The organism is Streptomyces prunicolor, assembly GCF_045162825.1.
In the GTDB taxonomy this organism is placed as follows: domain Bacteria; phylum Actinomycetota; class Actinomycetes; order Streptomycetales; family Streptomycetaceae; genus Streptomyces; species Streptomyces prunicolor.
Map to the genome: position 1 here is coordinate 3,911,381 of NZ_CP108676.1, position 22,655 is coordinate 3,934,035.

General features: G+C 70.1%; 16 protein-coding genes and 1 pseudogene. 4 read left to right on the plus strand and 13 right to left on the minus strand.

The annotated features are described in order from the left end of the window. Nucleotides 1–39: 39 nt before the first annotated feature. The 10 genes from OG588_RS17560 to iolC all read right to left on the minus strand — a co-directional run bounded on the left by OG588_RS17560 (nucleotide 40) and on the right by iolC (nucleotide 15,539). A complete protein-coding gene (locus tag OG588_RS17560; protein ID WP_405948119.1) occupies nucleotides 40–1,971 on the minus strand; it encodes an AMP-dependent synthetase/ligase in 1,932 nt (643 codons plus the stop codon). Nucleotides 1,972–2,067: 96 nt separating this feature from the next. Next, a complete protein-coding gene (locus OG588_RS17565; RefSeq protein WP_405948120.1) occupies nucleotides 2,068–3,675 on the minus strand; it encodes a von Willebrand factor type A domain-containing protein in 1,608 nt (535 codons plus the stop codon). Nucleotides 3,676–3,823: 148 nt separating this feature from the next. After that, nucleotides 3,824–4,687, minus strand: a complete 864-nt coding sequence (locus OG588_RS17570) for an ABC transporter permease (protein ID WP_019056502.1) — start codon at nucleotides 4,685–4,687, stop codon at nucleotides 3,824–3,826. Continuing rightward, the gene (locus tag OG588_RS17575; RefSeq protein WP_405948121.1) at nucleotides 4,684–7,530 is read right to left on the minus strand and encodes a CocE/NonD family hydrolase; all 2,847 of its coding nucleotides are present in this window, start codon (nucleotides 7,528–7,530) and stop codon (nucleotides 4,684–4,686) included. The genes OG588_RS17570 and OG588_RS17575 overlap by 4 nt, the downstream gene beginning before the upstream one ends. A gap of 186 nt (nucleotides 7,531–7,716) precedes the next feature. After that, nucleotides 7,717–9,141 carry an APC family permease gene (locus OG588_RS17580; RefSeq protein ID WP_405948122.1) on the minus strand — a complete coding sequence of 475 codons (1,425 nt, stop codon included), beginning with the start codon at nucleotides 9,139–9,141 and terminating at the stop codon, nucleotides 7,717–7,719. Nucleotides 9,142–9,349: 208 nt separating this feature from the next. Further along, on the minus strand, nucleotides 9,350–10,852 hold the full coding sequence (mmsA, locus tag OG588_RS17585) for a CoA-acylating methylmalonate-semialdehyde dehydrogenase (RefSeq protein WP_033284526.1): 1,503 nt from the start codon (nucleotides 10,850–10,852) through the stop codon (nucleotides 9,350–9,352). A 14-nt stretch (nucleotides 10,853–10,866) separates the two neighbouring features. Continuing rightward, on the minus strand, nucleotides 10,867–12,753 hold the full coding sequence (gene iolD, locus OG588_RS17590) for a 3D-(3,5/4)-trihydroxycyclohexane-1,2-dione acylhydrolase (decyclizing) (protein ID WP_405948123.1): 1,887 nt from the start codon (nucleotides 12,751–12,753) through the stop codon (nucleotides 10,867–10,869). Continuing rightward, entirely contained in the window at nucleotides 12,750–13,589 is an 840-nt protein-coding gene (gene iolB / locus OG588_RS17595) for a 5-deoxy-glucuronate isomerase (protein ID WP_405948124.1), read from the minus strand. Before iolB ends, iolD begins: the two co-directional genes overlap by 4 nt. Before the next feature lie 10 nt (nucleotides 13,590–13,599). Next, on the minus strand, nucleotides 13,600–14,469 hold the full coding sequence (locus OG588_RS17600; RefSeq protein ID WP_405953146.1) for a deoxyribose-phosphate aldolase: 870 nt from the start codon (nucleotides 14,467–14,469) through the stop codon (nucleotides 13,600–13,602). A gap of 119 nt (nucleotides 14,470–14,588) precedes the next feature. Beyond that, a complete protein-coding gene (gene iolC, locus OG588_RS17605) occupies nucleotides 14,589–15,539 on the minus strand; it encodes a 5-dehydro-2-deoxygluconokinase (RefSeq protein ID WP_405948125.1) in 951 nt (316 codons plus the stop codon). Nucleotides 15,540–16,054: 515 nt separating this feature from the next. Here iolC and OG588_RS17610 point away from each other — a divergent pair. Further along, nucleotides 16,055–16,255 (plus strand): AlpA family transcriptional regulator, encoded by a 201-nt coding sequence (locus OG588_RS17610; RefSeq protein ID WP_019056510.1) that lies wholly within the window; start codon nucleotides 16,055–16,057, stop codon nucleotides 16,253–16,255. 138 nt (nucleotides 16,256–16,393) lie between these two features. On the opposite strand, the gene OG588_RS17615 is transcribed toward OG588_RS17610, so the two are convergent. From OG588_RS17615 to OG588_RS17625, 3 genes and pseudogenes are all read right to left on the minus strand, one after another. Further along, the gene (locus OG588_RS17615) at nucleotides 16,394–16,678 is read right to left on the minus strand and encodes a hypothetical protein (protein ID WP_366091410.1); all 285 of its coding nucleotides are present in this window, start codon (nucleotides 16,676–16,678) and stop codon (nucleotides 16,394–16,396) included. A gap of 124 nt (nucleotides 16,679–16,802) precedes the next feature. Next, entirely contained in the window at nucleotides 16,803–17,846 is a 1,044-nt protein-coding gene (locus OG588_RS17620) for a zinc-dependent alcohol dehydrogenase family protein (RefSeq protein ID WP_405953147.1), read from the minus strand. Between the two features lie 193 nt (nucleotides 17,847–18,039). Continuing rightward, nucleotides 18,040–18,255: pseudogene (locus OG588_RS17625) on the minus strand (cation:proton antiporter); the annotation flags it as partial. Nucleotides 18,256–18,316: 61 nt separating this feature from the next. Between OG588_RS17625 and OG588_RS17630 the strand changes: the two are divergent. The 3 genes from OG588_RS17630 (at nucleotide 18,317) to OG588_RS17640 (ending at nucleotide 21,999) form a co-directional block, all read left to right on the plus strand. Further along, nucleotides 18,317–19,267: a PrsW family intramembrane metalloprotease gene (locus OG588_RS17630; protein ID WP_405948126.1), complete on the plus strand. Its 951-nt coding sequence runs from the start codon at nucleotides 18,317–18,319 to the stop codon at nucleotides 19,265–19,267. 92 nt (nucleotides 19,268–19,359) lie between these two features. Beyond that, a complete protein-coding gene (locus OG588_RS17635; RefSeq protein WP_019056516.1) occupies nucleotides 19,360–19,599 on the plus strand; it encodes a heavy-metal-associated domain-containing protein in 240 nt (79 codons plus the stop codon). Between the two features lie 129 nt (nucleotides 19,600–19,728). Further along, entirely contained in the window at nucleotides 19,729–21,999 is a 2,271-nt protein-coding gene (locus OG588_RS17640) for a heavy metal translocating P-type ATPase (RefSeq protein WP_405948127.1), read from the plus strand. Nucleotides 22,000–22,655 lie beyond the last annotated feature (656 nt).

The following is a 22,655-nucleotide window of genomic DNA, read 5'->3' on the forward strand; positions in this document are numbered from 1 at the left end:
GAGCGGGCCGCCGAGCAATTCGGCGGCCCGCTCTGCGTGTTACGGCCGTTTCGACTTCGCGTACAGGGCCTCGATGTCCTCCGCGTACGCCGCCGTCACCACGTGCCGTTTGAGTTTCAGGGACGGGGTGAGGAGGCCGTTGTCCTCGGTGAACTCGCCCTCGATCAGGGCGAAGGCGCGGATCGACTCGGCGCGGGAGACGGCCTCGTTGGCGTGGTCGACGGCTTTCTGGACGTCGGCGCGCAGGCGGGGGTCCTCGACGAGGTCGGCGAGCGGGGTGTCCGCGGGGAGTTTGCGGACCGCGAGCCAGTGGGCGAGGGCCTCGGGGTCGAGGGTGATCAGGGCGGCGACGAAGGGGCGGTTGTCGCCGACGACCAGGCACTGGCCGACCGGGGCGCGGCTGCGCAGGCGGTCCTCCAGGACGGCCGGGGAGACGTTCTTGCCGCCGTTGGTGACGAGGATGTCCTTCTTGCGGCCGGTGATGGTGAGATAGCCGTCCTCGTCGAGGGCGCCGAGGTCGCCGGTCGCGAACCAGTCGTCCTTCAGTACGGCGTCGGTGGCCGCCGGGTTGTTCCAGTACGCGCCGAAGACCACTCCGCCCTTGATGAGCACCTCGCCGTCGTCGGCGATGCGGATCGTGGTGCCGGGCACCGGGAGGCCGACCGTGCCGGGGCGGGGCCGCAGGGGTGGGACGACGGTGGCGGCGGCTGTGGTCTCGGTGAGGCCGTAGCCCTCGTAGATGATGATTCCGGCGGCGGAGAAGAAGAGGTTGAGGTCGCGGTCGAGCGGGGAGCCGCCGCTGATCGCGTAGCGCAGGCGGCCGCCGAGTTCCTTGCGGATACGGCGGTAGACCAGCAGGTCGTAGAGGGCCCAGGCGGCGTAGAGGGCGGGGCCGGGGCCCTTGCCCGTGCCGAGGAACTTGTTCAGATACGCCTCGCCGAAGCGGATCGCGATGCGGTCGGCGCGGTCGAAGGAGGCGGCGCGGCCCATCTTCTCGGCGGTCGCGCGGCCGGCGTCGTGGATCTTCTCGAAGAGGTACGGCACGCCGACCAGGAACGTGGGCCTGAACTCCCGTAGTGCCGGGCGGAGTTCGTCGGGCTTGATGCTCGGGCAGTGGCCGATCTCGATGCGGGCCATCAGGCAGGCGATCTGGAGGGTGCGGCCCATGATGTGCGCGAGGGGGAGGAACAGGAGCGTCGAGGCGACCTGGCCGGTGACCTCCGTGAAGAGGGGGTGCAGCAGCTCGACCATGTTGGCGGCCTCGGCGTGCAGGTTGGCGTGGGTGAGGACGCAGCCCTTGGGGCGGCCGGTGGTGCCGGAGGTGTAGCAGATCGTCGCGATCGTGTCCGGGGTCAGGGAGGCTCGGCGCTTGGTGATCTCGTCGTCGGGCAACTCCTCGCCCAGGGTGGTGAGTTCGGCCATGGCTCCGGCGTCCAGCTGCCAGACGCGCGGGGGTTGGGGGTGGCGGGCCGTACCGGTGGTGACCGTGTCGGTGTTCTCCGCGGTCTCCGTGACGACGAAGCGGGCGCCCGAGTCCCGGACGATCCACTCCACCTGGTCCGCCGACGAGGTCGCGTAGATCGGTACCGTCTGGCCGCCGGCCGCCCAGATCGCGAAGTCGAGGACCGTCCACTCGTAGCGGGTACGGGACATGACCGCGACCCGGCCGCCCGGTTCGAGGCCTGCGGCTATCAATCCCTTTGCGGTGGTGGTGACTTCGCGGGCGAAGGCGGTAGCGGTGACGGGGTGCCAGGTGCCGGCCCGTTCGCGGCGGAGGACCACGGTGTCGGGGGCCTCCGCCGCGTTGGTGAACGGCAGGTCGGCGGTGCTGCCGGTCGTCGGACGCGGGGCGAGCGGCAGAGTGCTCGCCTCTCGTACGACGCCCCGCTCGTCCCGGGTGAGTTCGACCCGGGTGCGGGCCGCGAGGTCGGTGCGTTGCCGCGCCCGCTTCAGGTCCTTGCGTACGCCCATGACAGCTGCTCCCGGTCGACGGTGAGACGGTGGCTGGGGCGTCAACTTACTCGCAAGTAGGGGAAGGTCAATGGGGTCTGTGCGGTACCGGTGGATTCAGTTCATTCGGTTCGCCTCGTCGATCGCCTCGGCGAGTTGCCGTACGTCCGCGTCCTCCGTTTTCTTCGCCAACGCGTGGGCGCGGGAGGCGAGTTGGCCGAGGCCCGGGTTGCCGGGCAGGGTGCCCTCGCTGTCCTCGGGTGAGCGGAGGGTGTCGGCGAAGTAGGCGGCCACGGCGGTGACTTGGAAGCGGGGGGACGCACTGCTCAGGGAGTCGTGCAGGGCGCCGGTCTCCAGTTGGCCCGCATCCTCGTGCGGGGCGCGGGTGTTCGGGTCGAGCCAGCGGACGCTCGCGGTGGCGAGGTGGCCGTCGGCGCCGGGCCTCGTGCGGACGGCGTAGAGGGCGGTGACGGTGTGGCCGGGGCCGATCTCGCCGCCGTCGACGTTGTCATCGCGGAAGTCGTCGTCGGCGACCTTGCGGTCCTCGTAGCCGATGAGGCGGAACTGGGCGACCGTCTCGGGGTCGAAGGCGACCTGGGCCTTGGCGTCGCGGGCGGTGAGGTCGATGTTCTGCGGGAGTTGGTCGACGAAGACCTTGCGGGCGTCGGCGTCGTCCGAGACGTACGCGGTGTGGCCGTCGCCCTTGTCGGCGAGTTTCTCCATCAGGGCGTCGCCGTAGTCGCTGCCGACTCCGACGCCGAAGAGGGTGATGCCGTGGTCGCGGCGTTCGTTCGCGATGCGTTCGAGGATCGAATCGGCGTTGGTGTCACCGGTGTTGGCGAGGCCGTCGGAGATGAGGACGACGCGGTTGGTGGCGCCCTTGCGCAGGCCCTCGCCGGCGGTGGCGTAGCCGGTCTGGACGCCCGCGCCGAGGTTGGTCGAGGACTGGGTCTCCAACTCGTCGATGGCGTCGTGGACTTGGCCGCGGTGGCCGTCGAGGCGGGTCATCGGGAGGACGGTCTCGGCCTCGTCGCTGAAGGTGACGAGCGCGACCGAGTCGTCATCGCGGAGCCGGTCGGTCATCTCGTCGAGGGACTTCTTGGCGAGGTCCAGGCGGCCCGTCTCGGCCATGGAACCGGAGACGTCGATGACGAACGTCAGGGCGGCGGGCGGGCGTTCGTCGGTGGAGTCGGCGGTGCGGGTGGCGAGGCCCACGCGGACGAGGGACCAGTTGGAGCTGTCGGTGCGGGCGCCGTCGACGGTGACCGTGAAGCCGTTGCCGTCGGGGCGGTCGTAGTCCTGGCGGAAGCTGTTGACGAACTCCTCGGGGCGGATCGTGGACGGGTCGGGGCGTTCGCCGTCGGCCAGGACGCGGCGGGCGTAGCCGTAGGACGCGGTGTCGACGTCGAGGGCGAAGGTGGAGAGGTAGTCGGGGGACGGGGCGATCTTGTCGGCGGGGGTGCTTGTCTGTTCGCCGTCCTGGTCCGCGTCCGAGCTCTGGCCGTCGTTCTGTTCGCCGCCCGAGGGGACCGCCGGGGCCGGGAAGCCGGTGCGGTTCGACGCGTCCGAGTTGCTGGAGTTGCTGCCGCCGCCGCCCGCGCCGCAGCCCGTGAGCAGTAGGCCGCCCGCGGCGGCGAGGGCGAGCAGGGTGGTGCGCAGTCGCCGGGTGCGGTGGTGTGACCGCTCCCCCGGCAACCTGCTCGGTCGTGTTCGGTTGGTCTCCATCTCCCGTGCCCCCTCGGTCCGTTGACGTCGACTTCTTGCGACTGTGACGGCGGAGGGGGCGGGAATGTGCGCTACGGGGAGTTGCGGAAGCGTCTCGAAGGGGTCGCGATCATGGCCCGTCGAGACCGGTGGGTGATCCTCCGGTGACCTAGGACACGATGTCCTTGCGGGCGAAACCCCGGAAGGCCAGGGCGAACAGGACGATGGCGTAGGTAACGGAGACCGCCGTGCCCTGGATCATGCCGGACCACTCGGGATGGGGTTGTACGGCGTCCGCCCAGGCGAACTGCCAGTGTGCGGGCAGGAAGTCGCGCCAGTGGCCGAGGGCCGTGACGGCGTCCAGGACGTTGCCGACGATGGTCAGGCCGACCGCGCCGCCGACCGCGCCGAGGGGGGCGTCGGTCTTCGTCGAGAGCCAGAACGCGAGCCCGGCGGTGACCAGTTGGGACACGAAGATGAACGCCACGACGACCAGCAGGCGTTGGGCGGCCGTGCCCGCGCCGATCGCGCCGCCGGTGGGCAGCTCCAGCGGACCCCAGCCGTAGGCGGCGGTGCCGACGGCCAGGGCGACGAGCGGGAGCAGGATCATCGCGGCGAGGCTGAGGCTCAACCCGACCACCAGCTTGGACCACAGGAGGCGGGCCCTCGGCACGGGTGCCGCGAGCAGATAGCGCAGGGAGGACCAGCTGGCCTCCGAGGCGACCGTGTCCCCGCAGAACAGGGCGACCGGGACGACCAGCAGGAAGCCGGCCGACACGAACAGGTTCACCGCGGCGAAGTTGGCGCCGGACGAGGTGGCCGTGTCCATCAGGGTCACCTGGGAGCCGCGCTCGCCCGGGGTGCCGCCGATCGCGAAGGCGGCGACCAGGATGAAGGGCAGCGCGGCGAGGATGCCGCCCATGATCAGCGTGCGGCGCCGCTTCAACTGCCGGACCAGCTCCACCCGTAGGGGCAGGGTGCGGCCGGCCCGGTAGCCGGAGGCCACCTCGACGGGCTCGGCGAGCGTGCTCATGCGGAACCTCCGATCAGGGTGAGGAAGGCGTCTTCGAGTCGGCGGTGCGGGCCGACCGAGGAGACGGGGACTTCCAGGCGGACGAGTTCTACGAGGAGTCGGGCGGCGGTGCCTGGGCCGTGGGGACCTTGGGTGGGAGGTGGGGACGGCGTGCCCTCGGTGGCGGTACCAGCCGGGGTGACTGCGGCAGCCGTGGCGGCGGCCGTACTCGCCCCGTTCGTCGGGGAGTTGGCGGACACCAGCTCATCACCCGGTACCAGCTCATCACCCGGTACCGGTTCGTCACCTGGCGCCGGTTGACCACCCGGTGCCAGCCGCACCAGCAGGCCGCCCTCCGCGCGGACCACCGACTCCACGTCCGTGAGCGCCGCGATCTTCTCCACCAGCGGGTCGGAGATGTCCGAGGCGAGGCCGACGAGGAGGGTGTCCCCGGAGCCGATGATCTCGGCGACCGGGCCCGCCTGGACGAGGCGGCCTCGGTCCATGACCACCAGGTGGGTGCAGGACTGTTCGACCTCGGCGAGGAGGTGGCTGGAGACGATGACCGTGCGGCCCGCCTCCGCGTAGCGGATCATCACCTCGCGCATCTCGCGGATCTGGGGCGGGTCGAGACCGTTGGTCGGTTCGTCGAGGATGAGGAGGTCGGGGAGGCCGAGCATGGCCTGGGCGATGGCGAGGCGCTGGCGCATGCCCTGGGAGTAGGTGCGGACCGCGCGGGCGAGCGCGTCGCCGAGGCCCGCGATCTCCAGGGCCTCCTCCAGGTGGGCGTCCTCCGGCGGGCGTCCCGTGGCCTGCCAGTACAGCTCCAGGTTCTCGCGGCCGGAGAGGTGCGGGAGGAAGCCCGCGCCCTCGACGAAGGCGCCGACCCTGGACAGCACCGGGGCGCCCGGTCGGATCGCGTGCCCGAAGACCCTGATCTCGCCCGCGTCCGGCTTGATCAGGCCCATCAGCATCCGCAGGGTGGTCGTCTTGCCCGCGCCGTTCGGGCCCAGGAGGCCGAGCACCTGGCCCTTCTCGACGCGGAAGGACAGGTCCCGTACCGCGTACCGGTCCGCCGACTTCGCGTACCGCTTGCTCAAGTCGGTGATCTGGAGCGGGACTTCGGACAGTTCGGGGGCGGGGGGTGCCGTGGCGGTGCGGCGGCGGCCGGTCAGGAGCAGGGCCGCGGCGATCGCCGCGCCTGCCAGCGGGAGCCACCAGACCCAGGACGGGAGCGTCGCCGCCGCGGTCGTGACGGCGGGGGCCGTCGGTACCTTGAGGTCGCTCTTCAGGGTGACGGTGTACGTCGCCGGGGCCGCCGGGGAGGCGTAGCCGAGGTCCGTCGAGGCGAGGACCAGGCGCAGGTGGTGGCCGCTCTGGACGTCGTAGTCGATGGCCGGGAGGGTGATCGTGACGTCCTTGCCGGACTTGGTGCCCTCGATCCTGAGGGGGGTCACCAGCTGGGAGGGGAGCACCTGTTGGGTGCCGCCGGGGCCCACGTCGTAGACCTTGCCGAAGAGGACGGTGTCGTCGCTCGTCGACTTGACGTGGACGGTGACCGTGGGCGAGCCGGTGATGCGGAGGCTCCTGGTGACGGGGGCCGAGTCGAACGCGGCGTACTGGCCGGGGAAGTCGAGGGAGACCCCGATGCCCAGGGAGGAGAGTTGGGACAGGCCGCCGGTGCTGCCGAGGCCCGGCAGAGCCGAGATGGCGGGTGGGCTGGCGCCTGCCGGGTTGGTGAAGGACTGCTCGCGGCGGCCGGTCAGGGCGATCGTGCGCGGGTCGCTCTCCAGGCCGGGGTACGCGCTGCCGCTCGCGCCGCGCAGCTGGGCCGCGCCGTCCGTGGAGTCGACGCCTCCGGTGCGGGTGACGCGGAACGCCGGGCCGGTGTCGGTGTTCTTGTCGTCCTTCAGGTACCGGTCGAACCAGGACGTCACGCGTGCCTGGACGCGGCTCGTCTCCATGTCGCCGCCGTCATGGCCGCCGGCGATCCAGTCGACGTCGACCGGGGCGCCGTTCGCGCGGATCGCCTTCTCGGCCGCGTCGGCCTGGCCGAGCGGGAAGAGGGAGTCGGTCTGGCCCTGGAGCAGGAGGGTCGGGACGTTGATCCGCTGGGCCACGGCGGACGGGGAGCGGGCTTCGAGGAGGGCGCGGGCCTCGGCGTCGGGCTTTCCGGACTCGGCGACCCTGTTGTACATCTGGCACAGCGCGGGCTCGAACTTGGCGCAGCCGCCACCGGAGTTGATGAAGATGCCGGCCCAGAGCTTCTTGAAGACGCCGTTCGGGAACAGGGCGTCCGCGAGGTTCCAGTACGTGATCGCCGGGGCGATCGCGTCCACCCGGTCGTCGTAGCCGGCGGCGAGGAGGGAGATGGCCCCGCCGTAGGAACCGCCTGCCATGCCCACGCGCGGGTCGCCCGGCTTGTCGAGCTGGACGTCAGGTTGCTTCGCCAGCCAGTCGATCAGCTTCGATACGTCCTTGACCTCGCCGGACGGGTCGTTCAGGCCGATCTTGCCGGTCGACTTGCCGAAGCCGCGGGCCGACCAGGTCAGTACCGCGTAGCCGTCCTTGGCCAGATCCTCCGCTTCTTTTCGTACGTCGTCCTTGTTGCCGCCGAAGCCGTGGGCAAGGAGGACTGCGGGGCGGCGCGTTGATCCGCCCGTTGTGAAGTACGAGGTGTCCAGGGTGACGCCGTCGATCGCCATCATCCGGTCTGTCTGGTGGACCGGGGGTGTGTTGTCCGAGGCTGCGGCCGTCCAGGTGCCGGCGGCGGCGAGCACGACGACGGCTGCGGTGGCTGCCAGCCAGCGCCGGGGGTGTCGTAGTCGTCGTAGGCCTTGCAGCCCGGGCAGTCGAAGATCCATGCGTTCAACGGTACGGGGCGTCTCTGACAGTTGGGGCAGACTCTGGGGTGAGCCGGGGGTGAGGTGTGTACCGCGCTTGGTGTACGGCCTCGGGGGTGGGGGCTTCTGTGGATTGCCGGGTGCGGGCTCGTCGTGGCTGGTCGCGCAGTTCCCCGCGCCCCTGAGGAGGCCTCGCCCCTTCGGGGCTTAGGCCTCCTCAGGGATTGAGATCAGCCAGCGGGTTTCCCTGCGTGGGCGGAGATAGAGCGCCCAGTACAGCGTTGCCGCCGTCACTATGCCGCCCGTCCACAGCAAGTACGTCGTCTCCTGCTGGGTGAGGATGTAGGCCAGGACTGCGATCAAGAGGATCGGCATTGCGGGCCACAACGGCATGCGCCACGCGTGCGTGTGGCGATGGTTGCCTCGTCGGGAGAGTAGGGCCGCTACCGCCACCAGCAGGTACATGGCGGTTACCGAGACGCCTGTCACGCCGTACAGGGTGTCGAGGTTGACGAAGCAGAGGATCGCGCCGGGGATGCCTACCGCGAGGGTGGCCACCCAAGGGGAGCCGAAGCGGCCTAGTTTCGAGAAGAGCGTGTTGACCGGGTGGGGCCAGGCCTTGTCCCGGGCCGAGGCGAAGAGGACTCGGGAGTTCTGGATGACCATGACGATGCCGGCGTTGATGATCGCGAGGGCTACGCAGAGGCTGACGAAGGTGCCCACCGCGGAGTTGGACCAGGCTGTCACCATCGACCCGATGTCGCCGCCGGTCAGGGTCGAGAGGTCGTTCGCGCCCATCGTGATCGCCACCACCGGGACCAGGATGATCACCGTGGAGATCGCGAGGGTGGCCAGGACCGTGCGGGCTACGTTGCGGCGCGGGTTCTCCAGTTCTTCGGAGAGGTAGACCGCCGTCGAGAAGCCTTGCGTGACGAACAGGGCTATCGCCAGGCCCGAGACCACCAGCATCGCCGTCACCGTGTCCGTGTGGCCGCCTGTCCCGGCTACCTGCATCGACGTCAGGCTGCCCAGGCCTCGTTGGCTGTGCGTGAAGCCGAGCAGCGCTACGACTCCTGCCGCTATGACCTCCAGGACCAGGAAGATGCCCGTGATCCACGCGTTGGCGCGTAGGTCCAACAGGCCCGCCAGCGTTGCCAGGAGCATCACTCCGGCGCCGGTCATGGACGGGTTCAGGTGGGCGATCGGGGCCAAGTAGTCCGCCGTGCCCATCGCTATCACCGGCGGGACGATCATCACGACCAGGAGGGACAGGACGAAGACCAGCCAGCCCGCGAGCCTTCCCGCCAGTGTCGACACCATCGCGTACTCGCCGCCCGCGCTGGGGATGAGGGTGCCCAGTTCGGAGTAGCAGAACGCCACGGCTATGCAGAGGACCGAGCCGATCGCGATCGTGAGGGCCGTCGCGGTGCCGAGCGTGCCGAACAGGTCGGGGACGACCACGAAGAGCGTCGACGCCGGTGTCACGCAGGAGAGCGTGAGGAGCGTGCCGCCAACGATGCCGATGGAGCGCTTCAGCTGCTGCGGGTTCTGGCTCTGGCTCTGCGGACTCTGGGGGCTGTCCGACGTCGCCTCGGAAACGGCGGCCTCGGCAGTGGGGAGGGTGTCGGTCACGCGCTGATGGAACATTGACGGAAACCATCACGTCAATGGGTGTTCACCTACGGAATTCGTTGATCCAGTCCGTTCGGAGTGCCGTATTCGGCACCTGGACGCAGTGCCGGTCCCGCCTGTGAGCGCTACGGGAACCGCAGCCGTCGTGGGCGAAAAAATGGGGCCGTCCGGGATACGGACGGCCCCACTCGGTGCTGCTCGGTGTTGATCAGTGGTTGCGCGGGAACCCCAGGTCCACGCCCGACGGGCCGTCGGCCGGGTCCGGCCAGCGAGTGGTGACGACCTTGCCGCGGGTGTAGAAGTGCGTGCCGTCGTTGCCGTAGATGTGGTGGTCCCCGAAGAGGGAGTCCTTCCAGCCACCGAACGAGTGGTAGCCCACCGGGACCGGGATCGGGACGTTGACGCCGACCATGCCGGCCTCGATCTCCAGCTGGAAGCGGCGGGCGGCGCCGCCGTCGCGGGTGAAGATCGCGGTGCCGTTGCCGAAGGGGGAGCTGTTGATCAGCGCCACGCCCTCGTCGTACGTGTCGACGCGCAGGACGCAGAGGACCGGGCCGAAGATCTCGTCCTGGTACGCCTTCGCCGTCGTCGGCACCTTGTCCAGCAGGGAGATGCCGATCCAGTGGCCGTCCTCGAAGCCCTCGACCGTGTAGCCGGTGCCGTCGAGGACCACTTCAGCGCCTTCTGCCGCCGCGCCCGTCACGTAGGACGCGACCTTGTCGCGGTGGACCGCGGTGATCAGCGGGCCCATCTCGCTCGTGGGGTCGTTGCCGGGGCCGATCTTGATCTTCTCGGCGCGCTCGCGGATCTTCTCGACCAGCTCGTCGCCGATCGAACCGACCGCGACCACGGCCGAGATGGCCATGCAGCGCTCGCCCGCCGAGCCGTAGGCCGCGCTCACGGCCGCGTCCGCCGCCGCGTCGAGGTCGGCGTCCGGGAGGACCAGCATGTGGTTCTTGGCGCCGCCCAGGGCCTGGACGCGCTTGTGGTTCGCCGCGGCCGTGGTGTGGATGTAGCGGGCGATCGGGGTCGAGCCGACGAAGGAGACCGCCTTGACGTCCGGGTGCTCCAGGAGGCGGTCCACCGCCACCTTGTCGCCGTTGACGACGTTGAAGACACCGTCGGGGAGGCCGGCCTCCGCCAGCAGTTCGGCGATCTTCAGGGACGCCGACGGGTCCTTCTCGGACGGCTTGAGGACGAAGGTGTTGCCGGTCGCGATGGCGATCGGGAACATCCACATCGGCACCATGGCCGGGAAGTTGAACGGCGTGATGCCCGCGACCACGCCAAGGGGCTGGCGGATCGACGAGACGTCCACGCGGCTCGCGACCTCCGTCGACAGCTCGCCCTTCAGCTGCACGGTGATCCCGCACGCCAGGTCGACGATCTCCAGGCCGCGCGCGACCTCGCCCAGCGCGTCGCTGTGCACCTTGCCGTGCTCGGCGGTGATCAGCTCGGCGATCGCGTCCCGGTTGGCGTCCAGCAGCGCGCGGAACTTGAACAGGATCGTCGTGCGCTTGGCGAGGGACGAGGTGCCCCAGGTCGCGTAGGCGTCCTTGGCGGCGGCTACGGCCGCGTCGACCTCGTCGACGGTCGCGAAGGCGACCTTCGTGGTGACCGCGCCGGTCGCCGGGTCGGTGACCGGCCCGTACGTGCCCGACGCGCCTTCGACGGTCTTGCCGCCGATCCAGTGGTTGACGATCTTCGTCATGCCCAGATGCTCCTTCACAGATGGCGGCGTCGGGTGGAGACGTGCCGTTCGTACAGCTCACGTGCCTTGACCGCGGACGATCGGGTCGCGGTCGCGGCCACAGGTACATCCCACCAGGCCTGCGCCGGAGGCGCGCCCGACACTGTGTCTGCGGTTTCGGTCTCCACGTAGACACATGTGGGAGTGTCGGCCGCCCGCGCCACGGCGAGTGCCTCGCGCAGGTCGCTGACGGTCTTCGCGCGCAGCACGCGCATGCCGAGGCTGGCCGCGTTGGCGGCGAGGTCGACGGGCAGCGGGGCGCCGGTGTATGAACCGTCGGCAGGCGAACGGTGGCGGTACGCCGTGCCGAAGCGTTCGCCGCCCACCGACTCCGACAGGCCGCCTATCGAGGCGTACCCGTGGTTCTGTATCAGCAGGACCTTGATCGCGATGCCTTCTTGTACGGCGGTCACGATCTCCGTCGGCATCATCAGATACGTGCCGTCGCCGACCAGCGCCCACACCGGCCGGTCCGGCGCGGCGAGCTTCACGCCGATCGCGGCCGGGATCTCGTAGCCCATGCAGGAGTAGCCGTACTCCAGGTGGTACTGGTCGAACGACCGCGTCCGCCACAGCTTGTGGAGATCGCCGGGGAGCGAGCCCGCCGCGTTGACGATGATGTCCGACGCGTCGACGATCTCGTCCAGCGCGCCCAGGACTTGGGGCTGCGTCGGGCGTACGTCGGGTTCCTCCGCCTCGTAGCAGGCGTCGACGCGCTGCTCCCAACGCTCCTTGTCCTCGCGGTACTCGGCGATGTAGGACTCGGAGACCCGGTAGGCGTCCGGGCCCAACTCCCTTGCCAGCGCGGTGAGTCCGGCGCTCGCGTCCGCGATCAGCGGCTGTCCGGCGAGCTTGTGGCCGTCGTAGGCACCGATGTTGAGGTTGAGGAAGCGGACGCCGGGGCGTTCGAAGAGGGTGTGGGAGCCGGTGGTGAAGTCGGTGTAGCGGGTGCCGATGCCGATCACCAGGTCGGCCAGGCGGGCGAGTTCGTCGGCGGTCGCGGTGCCGGTGTGGCCGATGCCGCCGACGTCCTGGGGGTGGTCGTGGTTCAGGGAGCCCTTGCCGGCCTGGGTGGAGGCGACGGGAATGCCGGTGGCCGACGCGAACTCGGCGAGGGCTGCCTCCGCGCGGCTGTGGTGAACTCCGCCGCCCGCGATGATCAGGGGGCGGTTGGCCGCGCGAACTGCCCTTACCGCTTCGGCGAGTTCGGCCGGGTCGGCGGCCGGTCGCCTTACGTACCAGGTGCGTTCGGCGAAGAACTCGTCCGGCCAGTCGTACGCCTCGGCCTGAACGTCCTGCGGGAGAGCGAGGGTTACGGCTCCGGTCTCGACGGGGTCGGCGAGTACGCGCATGGCGTTCAGGGCGGCGGGGATGAGTGCTTCCGGGCGGGTGACGCGGTCGAAGTACTTCGACACCGGGCGCAGACAGTCGTTGACCGACACATCGCCCGCATACGGGACTTCGAGCTGCTGGAGCACCGGGTCGGCGGGGCGGCCGGCGAAGGTGTCGCCGGGGAGGAGCAGGACCGGGAGGTGGTTGATGGTGGCGAGGGCGGCGCCGGTGACGAGGTTGGTGGCGCCGGGGCCGATCGATGTCGTAACGGCGTGTGCGGACAGGCGATTCGACTGACGCGCGTAGCCGACTGCCGCGTGGACCATGGACTGTTCGTTGCGGCCCTGGTGGTAGGGCATCTCATCGGCGTACTCGATGAGGGCCTGGCCGAGGCCGGCCACGTTGCCGTGGCCGAAGATGCCCCAGGTCGCGTCGATCAACCGCCGCCGTACGCCGTCGCGTTCGGTGTACTGGACGGACAGGAACCGTACGAGTGCCTGTGCGACCGTCAGCCTCGTCGTCGAGGTCATCGGTAACCACCTGTGCTTTCAACGTGGTCCGGGTGGAAGCAGATCCGCCACTCCCTCGTTCCCCCCGGCCCCGCCATGACGTTCAGGTAGTACATGTCGTGACCCGGCTGGGCGATCGACGGGCCGTGCCAGCCATCGGGCACGAGCACGGCGTCGCCGGAGCGGACCTCCGCGAGGACGTCGGATCCGCCCTCACGGGAGGGGAATACGCGCTGATAGCCGAAACCGTTCGGGCCGTCGATCTCGAAGTAGTAGATCTCCTCCAACTCGGCTTCCTCGCCCGGCCGTTGTTCGTCGTGCTTGTGGGGCGGGTACGAGGACCAGTTGCCGCCGGGCGTGATGACCTCGACCGCGATCAGCTTGTCGCAGGCGAAGGCGTCCGCGGAGGCGAAGTTGCGGACGCGGCGAAGGCAGGTGCCGTCGCCGCGTCGTTCCACCGGAACCTCCGGCGCGGGGCCGTAGCGAGCGGGGAGTCGTCGCTCGCACTTCGCTCCTGCCAGGGCGAAGCGGCCTCCCGCGCCGGAGGCGATCTTGACCTGGGCGTCGCGGGGCACGTACGCGAAGTCGGTGACTCCGGCGAACACGCTTTCCCTGCCCAGGAGTTGGAACTCTTCGTCCGCAATTCGCACGGTACATCCACCGCTGAGCGGAAGCACGATCCACTCGCTGTCACCGGTGGTGAAGTGGTGCGTCCCGCCCGGCTCCAGTTCGACGACCCGCAGACTGCTGTGGGTCCAGCCGGCCCGCTTGGGGTCGATGTCCACGGCGTACTGCGCGTTGGCGGCGGAGCCCTTGGGGACGTACAGCTCGGGGACGTACGGCTCGGCGGTCGTCATAAGGCGGCCCTCACAGCAGTCCTACGGCGGTGTCCACGGCGGCGGCGACGTCGCCGTCCGCCGGGTAGAGCAGCGAGCGGCCGACCACCAGGCCGCGCACGGTGGGGAGTTGGAGGGCGCCGCGCCACTTCTCGTAGGCGCCGTCCTGGTCGTCGCCGACCTCGCCGCCGAGAAGGACGGCGGGGAGGGTGGAGGTCTCCATGACCCGGGCCATGTCGTCCGGGTTCTCGGTGACGGGGAGCTTGAGCCAGGTGTAGGCCGAAGTGCCGCCCAGGCCCGAGGAGATGGCGATGGACTTGATGACGGCGTCGGCGGAGAGGTCGTTCTTCAGCTTGCCCTCGTCGGTGCGGCGGCTGATGAACGGCTCGACGAACAGCGGGAGTTGACGCGCGGCCATGTCGTCGATGGCGCGGGCGGTGGACTCCAGGGTGGTGAGGGAGCCCGGGTCGTCGTAGTCGATGCGCAGGAGCAGCTTGCCCGCGTCGAAGTTGAGGCGCTCGATGTCCTGGGCTCGGTGGCCGGTGAAGCGGTCGTCGAGTTCGAAGCTCGCGCCTTGCAGCCCGCCGCGGTTCATCGAGCCCATGACGACCTTGCCGTCGAGGGCGCCGAGGAGCAGCAGGTCGTCGAGGATGTCGGCGGTCGCGAGGACGCCGTCGACGCCGGGCCGGGAGAGGGCGAGGCAGAGGCGTTCGAGAAGTTCGGCGCGGTTGGCCATGGCGAACTTGTGCTCGCCGACGCCGAGCGCGCCGCGGGCCGGGTGGTCGGCGGCGACGATCATCAGCCGGCCGGCGTCGTTGAGCAGCGGGCGCCGGACGCGCCGGGCGGCGGCCTCGGCGATCGCCTCGGGGTGGCGGGAGCGGACGCGGACGAGCTCGGAGATGTCGACGCGGGGGCCGGTACCGCTCTCGTGCCCCGAGGGTCCGGAGGGATCCGACGGGCCGGTGGTGAGACCGTCCCCGCCTCCGTGTTCGTGCTCGGCGCCCGCCACGCGGCCGGCCCTCACAGGACCGCTCCGGCGGCGATCGCGCCCTCGACCTCGGCGACGGTGGGCATCGCGGAGGAGCACTCCAGGCGGGAGGCGACGATCGCGCCGGCCGCGTTGGCGTGCCGCATGATCTTCTCCAGGTCCCAGCCGGACAGCAGGCCGTGGCAGAGCGAGCCGCCGAAGGCGTCACCGGCGCCGAGTCCGTTGAGGACGGTCACGGGCAGCGGGGGTACCTCGGCGGTCGTACCGTCGCGGTGCACGGCCAGGACGCCCTTGGGGCCCTGCTTGACGACGGCGAGTTCGACACCGGCGTCCAGGAGCGCGCGGGCGGCGGCGTGCGGTTCGCGTACGCCGGTGGCGACCTCGACCTCGTCGAGGTTGCCGACGGCGACGGTGGTGTTGCGCAGGGCCTCTTCGTAGAAGGGGCGGGCCTCGCTCGGGTCCTTCCAGAACATGGGCCGCCAGTCGAGGTCGAAGACCGTCGTACCGGACTTGGCGCGGTGCGCGAGGGCCGCGAGCGTGGCCGTACGGCTGGGCTCCTCGCTCAGGCCGGTGCCGGTGATCCAGAAGATGCGGGCCTCGTGGATCGCGTCCAGGTCGAGGCCGTGGGCGTCGATCTCCAGGTCCGGGGCCTTGGGCTGCCGGTAGAAGTACAGCGGGAAGTCGTCCGGCGGGAAGATCTCGCAGAAGGTGACCGGGGTCGGCAGTCCGGGGAACGGGGTGACCCAGCGGTCGTCCACGCCGAAGTCGCGCAGCGCCTCGTGCAGGTAGGTGCCGAAGGGGTCGTCGCCGGTGCGCGAGATCAGGGCGACCTCGCGGCCCAGCCGGGCGGCGGCGACCGCGACGTTCGCCGCGGAGCCGCCGAGGAACTTCCCGAAGGTCGTCACCTGGGGCAGCGGCACGCCCGTCTGCAGCGGATAGAGGTCCACCCCTAGCCGCCCCATGGTGATCAGGTCGTACGCCATCGACTTCCCTTCGCGCCCTCGTTTCCGGGCCCCCTGAGGACCGGATGCGGAGCGGCTTCGTTTCGGCTCTCCACGGTTTGTAGTCCCGGTGGCCGAGCCCTGTCAATGTTTTGTCCAGACATTCGGACGAGACAGGGGTGGGCGAGGGGTAAGGGCTTGCATAGTGACGGCCAGGAGAGGTCGCTTTGTCGGGTGCGGGTCCCTTGCGGCTGGGCGTGCCCACGCGGCGGAGCCGCACATCGACACAGCCCCGCGCCCCTTCGGGGGCGCTCTAGTCAACGCGCCGCGCCTATGCGCCCGCGTGCGCCTTTGCGTCACCTGTGTCACAAAAGACCCCCTCGTGTCACACATATCGCGTGTACGCGGGTTTTGCGTCACACCCGGTCGACAGGCGCTTCCCGTCCCTCACTCTGTGTCGTTGACCGGGCACAGGCTTTGTGATCGCCAGCGCAGCGCACGGCTCCCCCGACGGCCGCCCCCGGTCGCCGCCGCGGCGCGCGCAGGGAGGTGCACTCATGACCGACCGACGGCTCTGGTCGTACAAGGAAATCGCGGCCCACATCCGCGTCCAGCCCGACACCGTCCGCTCCTACCGCAAGCACGGCCTGCTGCCCCCGCCCGACCACGTGGAGAGCGGCAAGCCGTTCTGGTACGCCGACACGGTCCGGGCGTGGGTGGCCGCCCGGCCGGGGAACCGGGGGCGTAGGGACGACTGAGCCGGTCTCGGGTCCGGCCGGGTCGGTCACGTCGGTGGACGGACCGGCCCGGAGCGGGATGCGGGCGGCCGGAGGTCACGGCGGCGATCGGTGGCGTTCGCCGCCCGGCCTCGCCGGGCGAGGTCTCGGCCCACGGGCCTACTCGCCCGGCGGAACCCGCACGAAACCCTCGGTCCAGTCGTCCTCGTCGAGCTCTCGGGCGTCGAAGTGGAAGCACTCCGGTTCGTCGCGGAAGCCCGGCAGCAGTCGCGCCTGACGCACACGCTCCTCAACCCGTTCAAGAGTCGAGTAGATGCCGAGCAGCTTCAGGTCGTCGCCATCGGACTCGTCGCAGAACACGCCGCTCTCGTCGACGTGCACTGTCGAGCCGTCGTCACCGGCTTCGTTCTGGTGGCCGACATGCCACAGCGGGTACACGATCACGGACGTGAAGCTAGCAGCACCCGTTCGTGGGGCTGCGTCGGCCGATTTCATGGTGGGCCGCCCTCTTCGTCTCGTCGTGGGCCGCGCTCTTCGTCGTGGGCTGCCCCCTTCGTGGTGGCCGCGCTCAACTCCACGGTTCGATGACCGTCACCCCCGCTCCCGGCGCCGTACCCATCGCGGCCAGCGCCGCCGGTGTCTCGTCGAGGGTGATCGTGGTGGTGGTCAGCAGGTCGGGGCGGAGCACTCCCGCTCGGACCAGTTCCAGCATGGGTGGGTAGGTGTGGGCCGCCATGCCGTGGCTGCCGAGGAGTTCGAGTTCCAGGCCGATCGCGCGGGCCATGGGGATCGGGGTCGTGCCGGACGGGGAGGGGAGGAGGCCGACCTGGATGTGGCGGCCTCGGCGGCGCAGGCCGTTCACCGAGGCGGCGCAGGTCGCCGGGGAGCCCAGGGCGTCCAGCGACAAGTGGGCGCCGCCGCCCGTCAGTTCGCGTACCGCCTGTGCCGTGTCCGGGGTGCTCGTGCCGTCCACGCACTCCGTCGCCCCGAACTTCCTTGCCAGCGCGAGTGCTTGGGGTGAGATGTCGACCGCGACGACTCTGGCACCCGCGGCCGCCGCGATCATCACCGCCGACAGGCCGACTCCCCCGCAGCCGTGCACCGCGACCCACTCGCCCGGCGCGACCCGGCCCCGCTGCACCACCGCGCGGAACGCCGTCGCGAACCGGCATCCCAGCGAGGCCGCCGTCGTGAAGGTCATCTCGTCCGGCATCGCCACCAGGTTCACGTCGGCGTGGTTCAGCGACACGTACTGGGCGAAGGAACCCCAGTGGGTGAAGCCGGGTTGGGTCTGGCGCTCGCACACCTGTTGGTCGCCGGACGCGCATGCTCCGCAGGTTCCGCAGGCGCACACGAAGGGGACGGTGACTCGGTCGCCGGGGTGCCAGTTGGTGACCCGGGTGCCTACCGTCTCGATCACGCCGGCTAGTTCGTGGCCCGGGACGTGAGGGAGGGTGATGTCCGGGTCGTGGCCTTGCCAGCCGTGCCAGTCGCTTCGGCAGAGGCCTGTGGCTTCGACCCGGACGGTCACTCCGTGGTCTGCGGGGTGGGGGTCGGGTACGTCTCGTACGTCGGCGGGGTCACCGTATTGCTCGAACACCACCGCTTTCACTTGGGCTCCCATCGCCGTTTTTGTCTGCGGGTTCGTCGTGGCTGGGCGCGCCCCGCGGCGGAGCCGCATATTGACGCAGCCCCGCGCCCCTGAAGGGGCGCTCAGTCTCAGCCTCTCTCAAGCCGAACCGTTGGTGAAAGCGTCGCAATGGACCCGGCACCCACCACGTCGCCCTCCCCGTCAGTTTCACCACCGCGAGGATGACCGCGGCGGCGGTTATCAGGCCGCCCGTGCGGTCGTAGACCTGTCCGTCGCCCGCCCAGCCGAGTACGTCGGGACCGACCAGGATGCCGAGGACGATCTCGAAGATGACCAGCGGGACGGGGAGCAGGCGGCTGATCGCGTAGGCCAGCAGGGGGGCCAGTACCGCGATGGCCATGATCAGGATGAGCGTCCCGGACTGCGACATGAGGCGTATCTACCATAAAGTGCCGGTAAATCTGCCCTGTAGGAGTACGAGGGGATTTGCCGTGATCTACTCTCCGCCGCCCGGTGCGCCCCGGGCCCGTATCCCCGGGCCGCAGCAGCCGCCGCCGACGTACCCCCAGATCCGTACCGGTCTCTGGAAGCACTGTCTGGGCGGCGGGCTGGCGCTGTGGGTGCTGACCGCGCTGGTCACGTACGCGACGAAGAACACCACCCTGCTGCCGACGCTGATCCTGCTCGGCAGCTTCCTGGTGCCGGTGACCTTCGTCCTGTGGGCGTACGAACGGCACGGGCGCGACCTGGGCGTCAGCGTGATCCTGGGCTGCTTCCTGACCGGCGGCACGCTCGGGGTGCTGGGCGCCTCGGTGATGGAGTACTACCTGCTGCACCCCTCCTTGTGGATGTTCGTCGGCGTCGGTCTCATCGAGGAGGCCGTGAAGCTGGGGGCGCTGATGTTCGTGCTGCGCCGGCAGCCCCGGCTGCACGGGATGCGCGCGGGCCTGATCCTCGGCGCGACGGTCGGCTTCGGCTTCGCGGCTCTGGAGAGCGCCGGGTACGCCTTCAACGCGGCCGTCTCCGCCAAGGGCATCGATCTGCGGGCGCTGTTGGAGACGGAGATCCTGCGGGGGGTCCTCGCACCCTTCGGACACGGGCTGTGGACAGCGATCGCGGGTGGCGTCCTACTCACGTACCGGCAGTTGAACGGGCGCTTCCGGTTCACCGCCCCGGTCGTCGGCACGTATCTCGGCGTCTCGTTGCTGCACGCCCTGTGGGACTCGACGCACGGGATCGCGATCTGGCTGGTGGCCCGGCTGTCGGGCACGGGCCTGGACAAGCAGTTGTTCGCCCAGGGGTACATCCCGAGGCCGACCGACCAGCAGGAGCATCTCTTCACGATGTTCTCGGTGGGCGGAATGGTGCTCGTGGCCCTGCTCGGCATCGCCTGGGTGCGGTCGCTGGCCCGTCGCGACCCCTCTTGGAGAAATACCCCCTAGGGGTATAGTGTCGAATGCACAGTGAGTCACCGTGGGCCACTCCGCGCCCATGACCCCCATCTGCCTCCACACGCCTCCACGAGGAGAACGACATGACCGCCCAGACCGACACCCAGGGTTCCGTCACCACCGTCTACAAGGTGAGCGGGATGAGCTGCGGACACTGTGAGGGCTCCGTCTCCGGCGAGATCTCCGGGCTGCCCGGTGTCAGCTCGGTGAAGGCCGTCGCGTCGACCGGCGAGGTCACCGTCGTATCCGCCGCCCCGCTCGACGACGAGGCGGTCCGCGCGGCCGTCGACGAGGCGGGCTTCGAGCTCGTCGGCCAGGCCTGAACAGCACCGGCCAGCACCCGTCTTCATCAGCAGGACGCTTCTAGTAGGACGCTTCTGTTTTCCGACCGGGCCGTGCCGACCAGCTGATACTGGCTCCGCGCGGTCCGGTCCGATGTCTGGAGTCCGGACATGACCAGCACCACCACAGCGACACCCACCACCGCGGAGACACCCATAGCCGCGGACCCTGAATCCGCCGCCGCCGAGGTCGAGTTGCTCATCGGCGGGATGACCTGCGCCTCCTGCGCGGCCCGCGTCGAGAAGAAGCTCAACCGCATGGACGGCGTCAGCGCCACGGTCAACTACGCGACCGAGAAGGCGAAGGTCAGCTATCCGGCGGGCATCCAGGTCGCCGATCTGATCGCGACCGTGGTGAAGACCGGGTACACCGCCGAGGAACCCGCGCCGCCGCAGCCCGAGACGCCGTCCACTCCCGAGGCCGATCCCGAACTCGCCTCGCTGCGGGAGCGGTTGACCGTCTCCGCCCTGCTCGCCGTGCCCGTCGTGCTGCTCTCGATGATCCCGGCCCTGCAGTTCGACAACTGGCAGTGGCTCGCGCTCACCCTCGCCGCGCCCGTCGTCGTCTGGGGCGGACTGCCGTTCCACAGGGCCGCGTTCACCAACGCCCGGCACGGCGCCGCCACCATGGACACCCTCGTCTCGGTCGGCACGCTGGCCGCGTTCGGCTGGTCGCTGTGGGCGCTGTTCTTCGGCGACGCGGGCATGGCCGGCATGCACGACGAGTTCCGCCTCACCGTCTCGCGTACGGACGGCGCCTCGACGATCTACCTCGAAGTGGCCGCCGGAGTCGTCGCGTTGATCCTGCTGGGCCGCTATCTGGAGGCCCGCTCGAAGCGCCGTGCGGGCGCTGCCCTGCGCGCGCTCATGCAACTGGGCGCCAAGGACGTCGCCGTACTGCGGGACGGGCGTGAAGTGCGGGTCCCGGTCGGCGCGTTGGCGGTCGGCGACCGTTTCGTCGTACGGCCCGGGGAGAAGATCGCGACCGACGGCACCGTCGTCGAGGGCGCCTCGGCGGTCGACGCGTCGATGCTGACCGGCGAGTCGGTACCGGTGGACGTGGCACCGGGTGACACGGTCACCGGCGCGACCGTGAACGCCGGCGGGCGGCTCGTCGTAGCGGCGAGCCGTGTCGGGTCGGACACCCAACTCGCCCGCATGGCGCGGCTGGTGGAGGACGCGCAGAACGGCAAGGCCGAGGTGCAGCGGCTCGCGGACCGGATCTCCGGGATCTTCGTGCCGGTGGTGCTGCTGATCGCGGTCGGCACGTTCGGGGTGTGGCTCGGAGTCACGGGTGACGTGGCCGCCGCGTTCACCGCGGCCGTCGCCGTGCTGATCATCGCCTGCCCGTGCGCGCTGGGCCTGGCCACCCCGACCGCCCTCATGGTCGGCACCGGCCGCGGCGCCCAGCTCGGCATCCTGATCAAGGGCCCCGAGGTCCTGGAGTCCACCCGCCGCGTCGACACGGTCGTACTCGACAAGACCGGCACGATCACCACCGGCCGCATGACCCTCCAGGAGGTCTACGTCGCCGACGGCACCGACGAGCGGGAGCTGCTGCGGCTGGCGGGCGCCCTGGAGCACGCCTCCGAGCACCCCGTCGCGCGGGCCGTCGCGGCGGGCGCGGAGGAGCGGGTCGGACCACTGCCGTCCGCCGAGCACTTCGAGAACGTGCCCGGACGCGGCGTACGCGGGCGCGTGGAGGGCCACGAGGTGGCCGTAGGGCGCCTCTTCGACGATCTGCCGGAGGAGTTGGCCCGCGCCAGGTCCGAGGCCGAGAGCGGCGGACGTACGGCCGTGGTGGTCGGCTGGGACGGAGAGGCGCGCGGAGTCGTCGCGGTCGCCGACGCGATCAAGGACACCAGCGCCGAGGCCGTACGGCAGTTGCGGGCCCTCGGGCTCACCCCGGTGCTGCTGACCGGCGACAACCGCGCGGTGGCCGATTCCGTGGCCGCCGCCGTCGGGATCGACCCCGGGGACGTCATCGCCGAGGTGCTGCCCGAGGACAAGGTCGCTGTCGTACGACGGCTACAGGGCGAGGGGCGGAGCGTCGCCATGGTCGGCGACGGCGTGAACGACGCCGCCGCGCTCGCCACCGCCGATCTCGGGCTCGCGATGGGCACCGGGACGGACGCAGCGATCGAGGCGAGCGATCTGACACTCGTGCGCGGGGATCTGCGGGTGGCCGCGGACGCGATCCGGCTGTCCCGGAAGACGCTCAGCACCATCAAGGGCAATCTCGTGTGGGCTTTTGGATACAACGTGGCGGCGCTGCCGTTGGCCGCCGCGGGGATGCTGAATCCCATGATCGCGGGGGCCGCCATGGCCTTCTCGTCGGTGTTCGTGGTCTCCAACAGCCTGCGACTTCGGACATTTCGCTGAAGTTCCGCAAAGTTACCGGGAGTTACGGGAAGTCGAAGTAAGAGTCCCCCTAGAGACGGACGACGGCCTCACATAAGCTCTTCACAAGGCTCGCGCATCATCCTTACGCTGGGGTCCCGACCACGACATCGGGGCTCTTGCGCATCTAACGGACATATGCAAGAGACGCAGATCACAGTGGTGTGAACGTAACCATCGAAGGGGTTCGAAGGTCTAAGTTGACGATGTCAGCAAGCGTCTTGGGGGGCGCGAACTGGCATCTGAGGATGTCTTGGGGGACTTCCTCAGAGATGCGTTGCCGGGACACGTACACCGGGGAGCTTTGAGCGGCCCTCCCGTCGTGCGGTGTCCCGGCAGATCGCACACATCACTGGCTCCACCCGGTAGTACGAGGAGTTTTGCTCGTTCTACTCAACGAGGCTCAGCTTGATCGAGCTTCGGCAGTACGCAGTACAGCGATTCAGGCGCTGGTTCTCAAAGACGCCCGGCCGGATCCCGTGGGGGGAATCCGCACCGGGACATGGGAAGGCGCCCTGTACGCCGGCCCGTGGGGGGACCGTCGGCAGGGCGCCTTCTTCCCCTCTTTTTTCGAGCTCGGTTCGCCTCCGGGGCGCCAAAGCCTGTGTCGAGAGCCCCACCGTGCTCGGCGCTGCGCG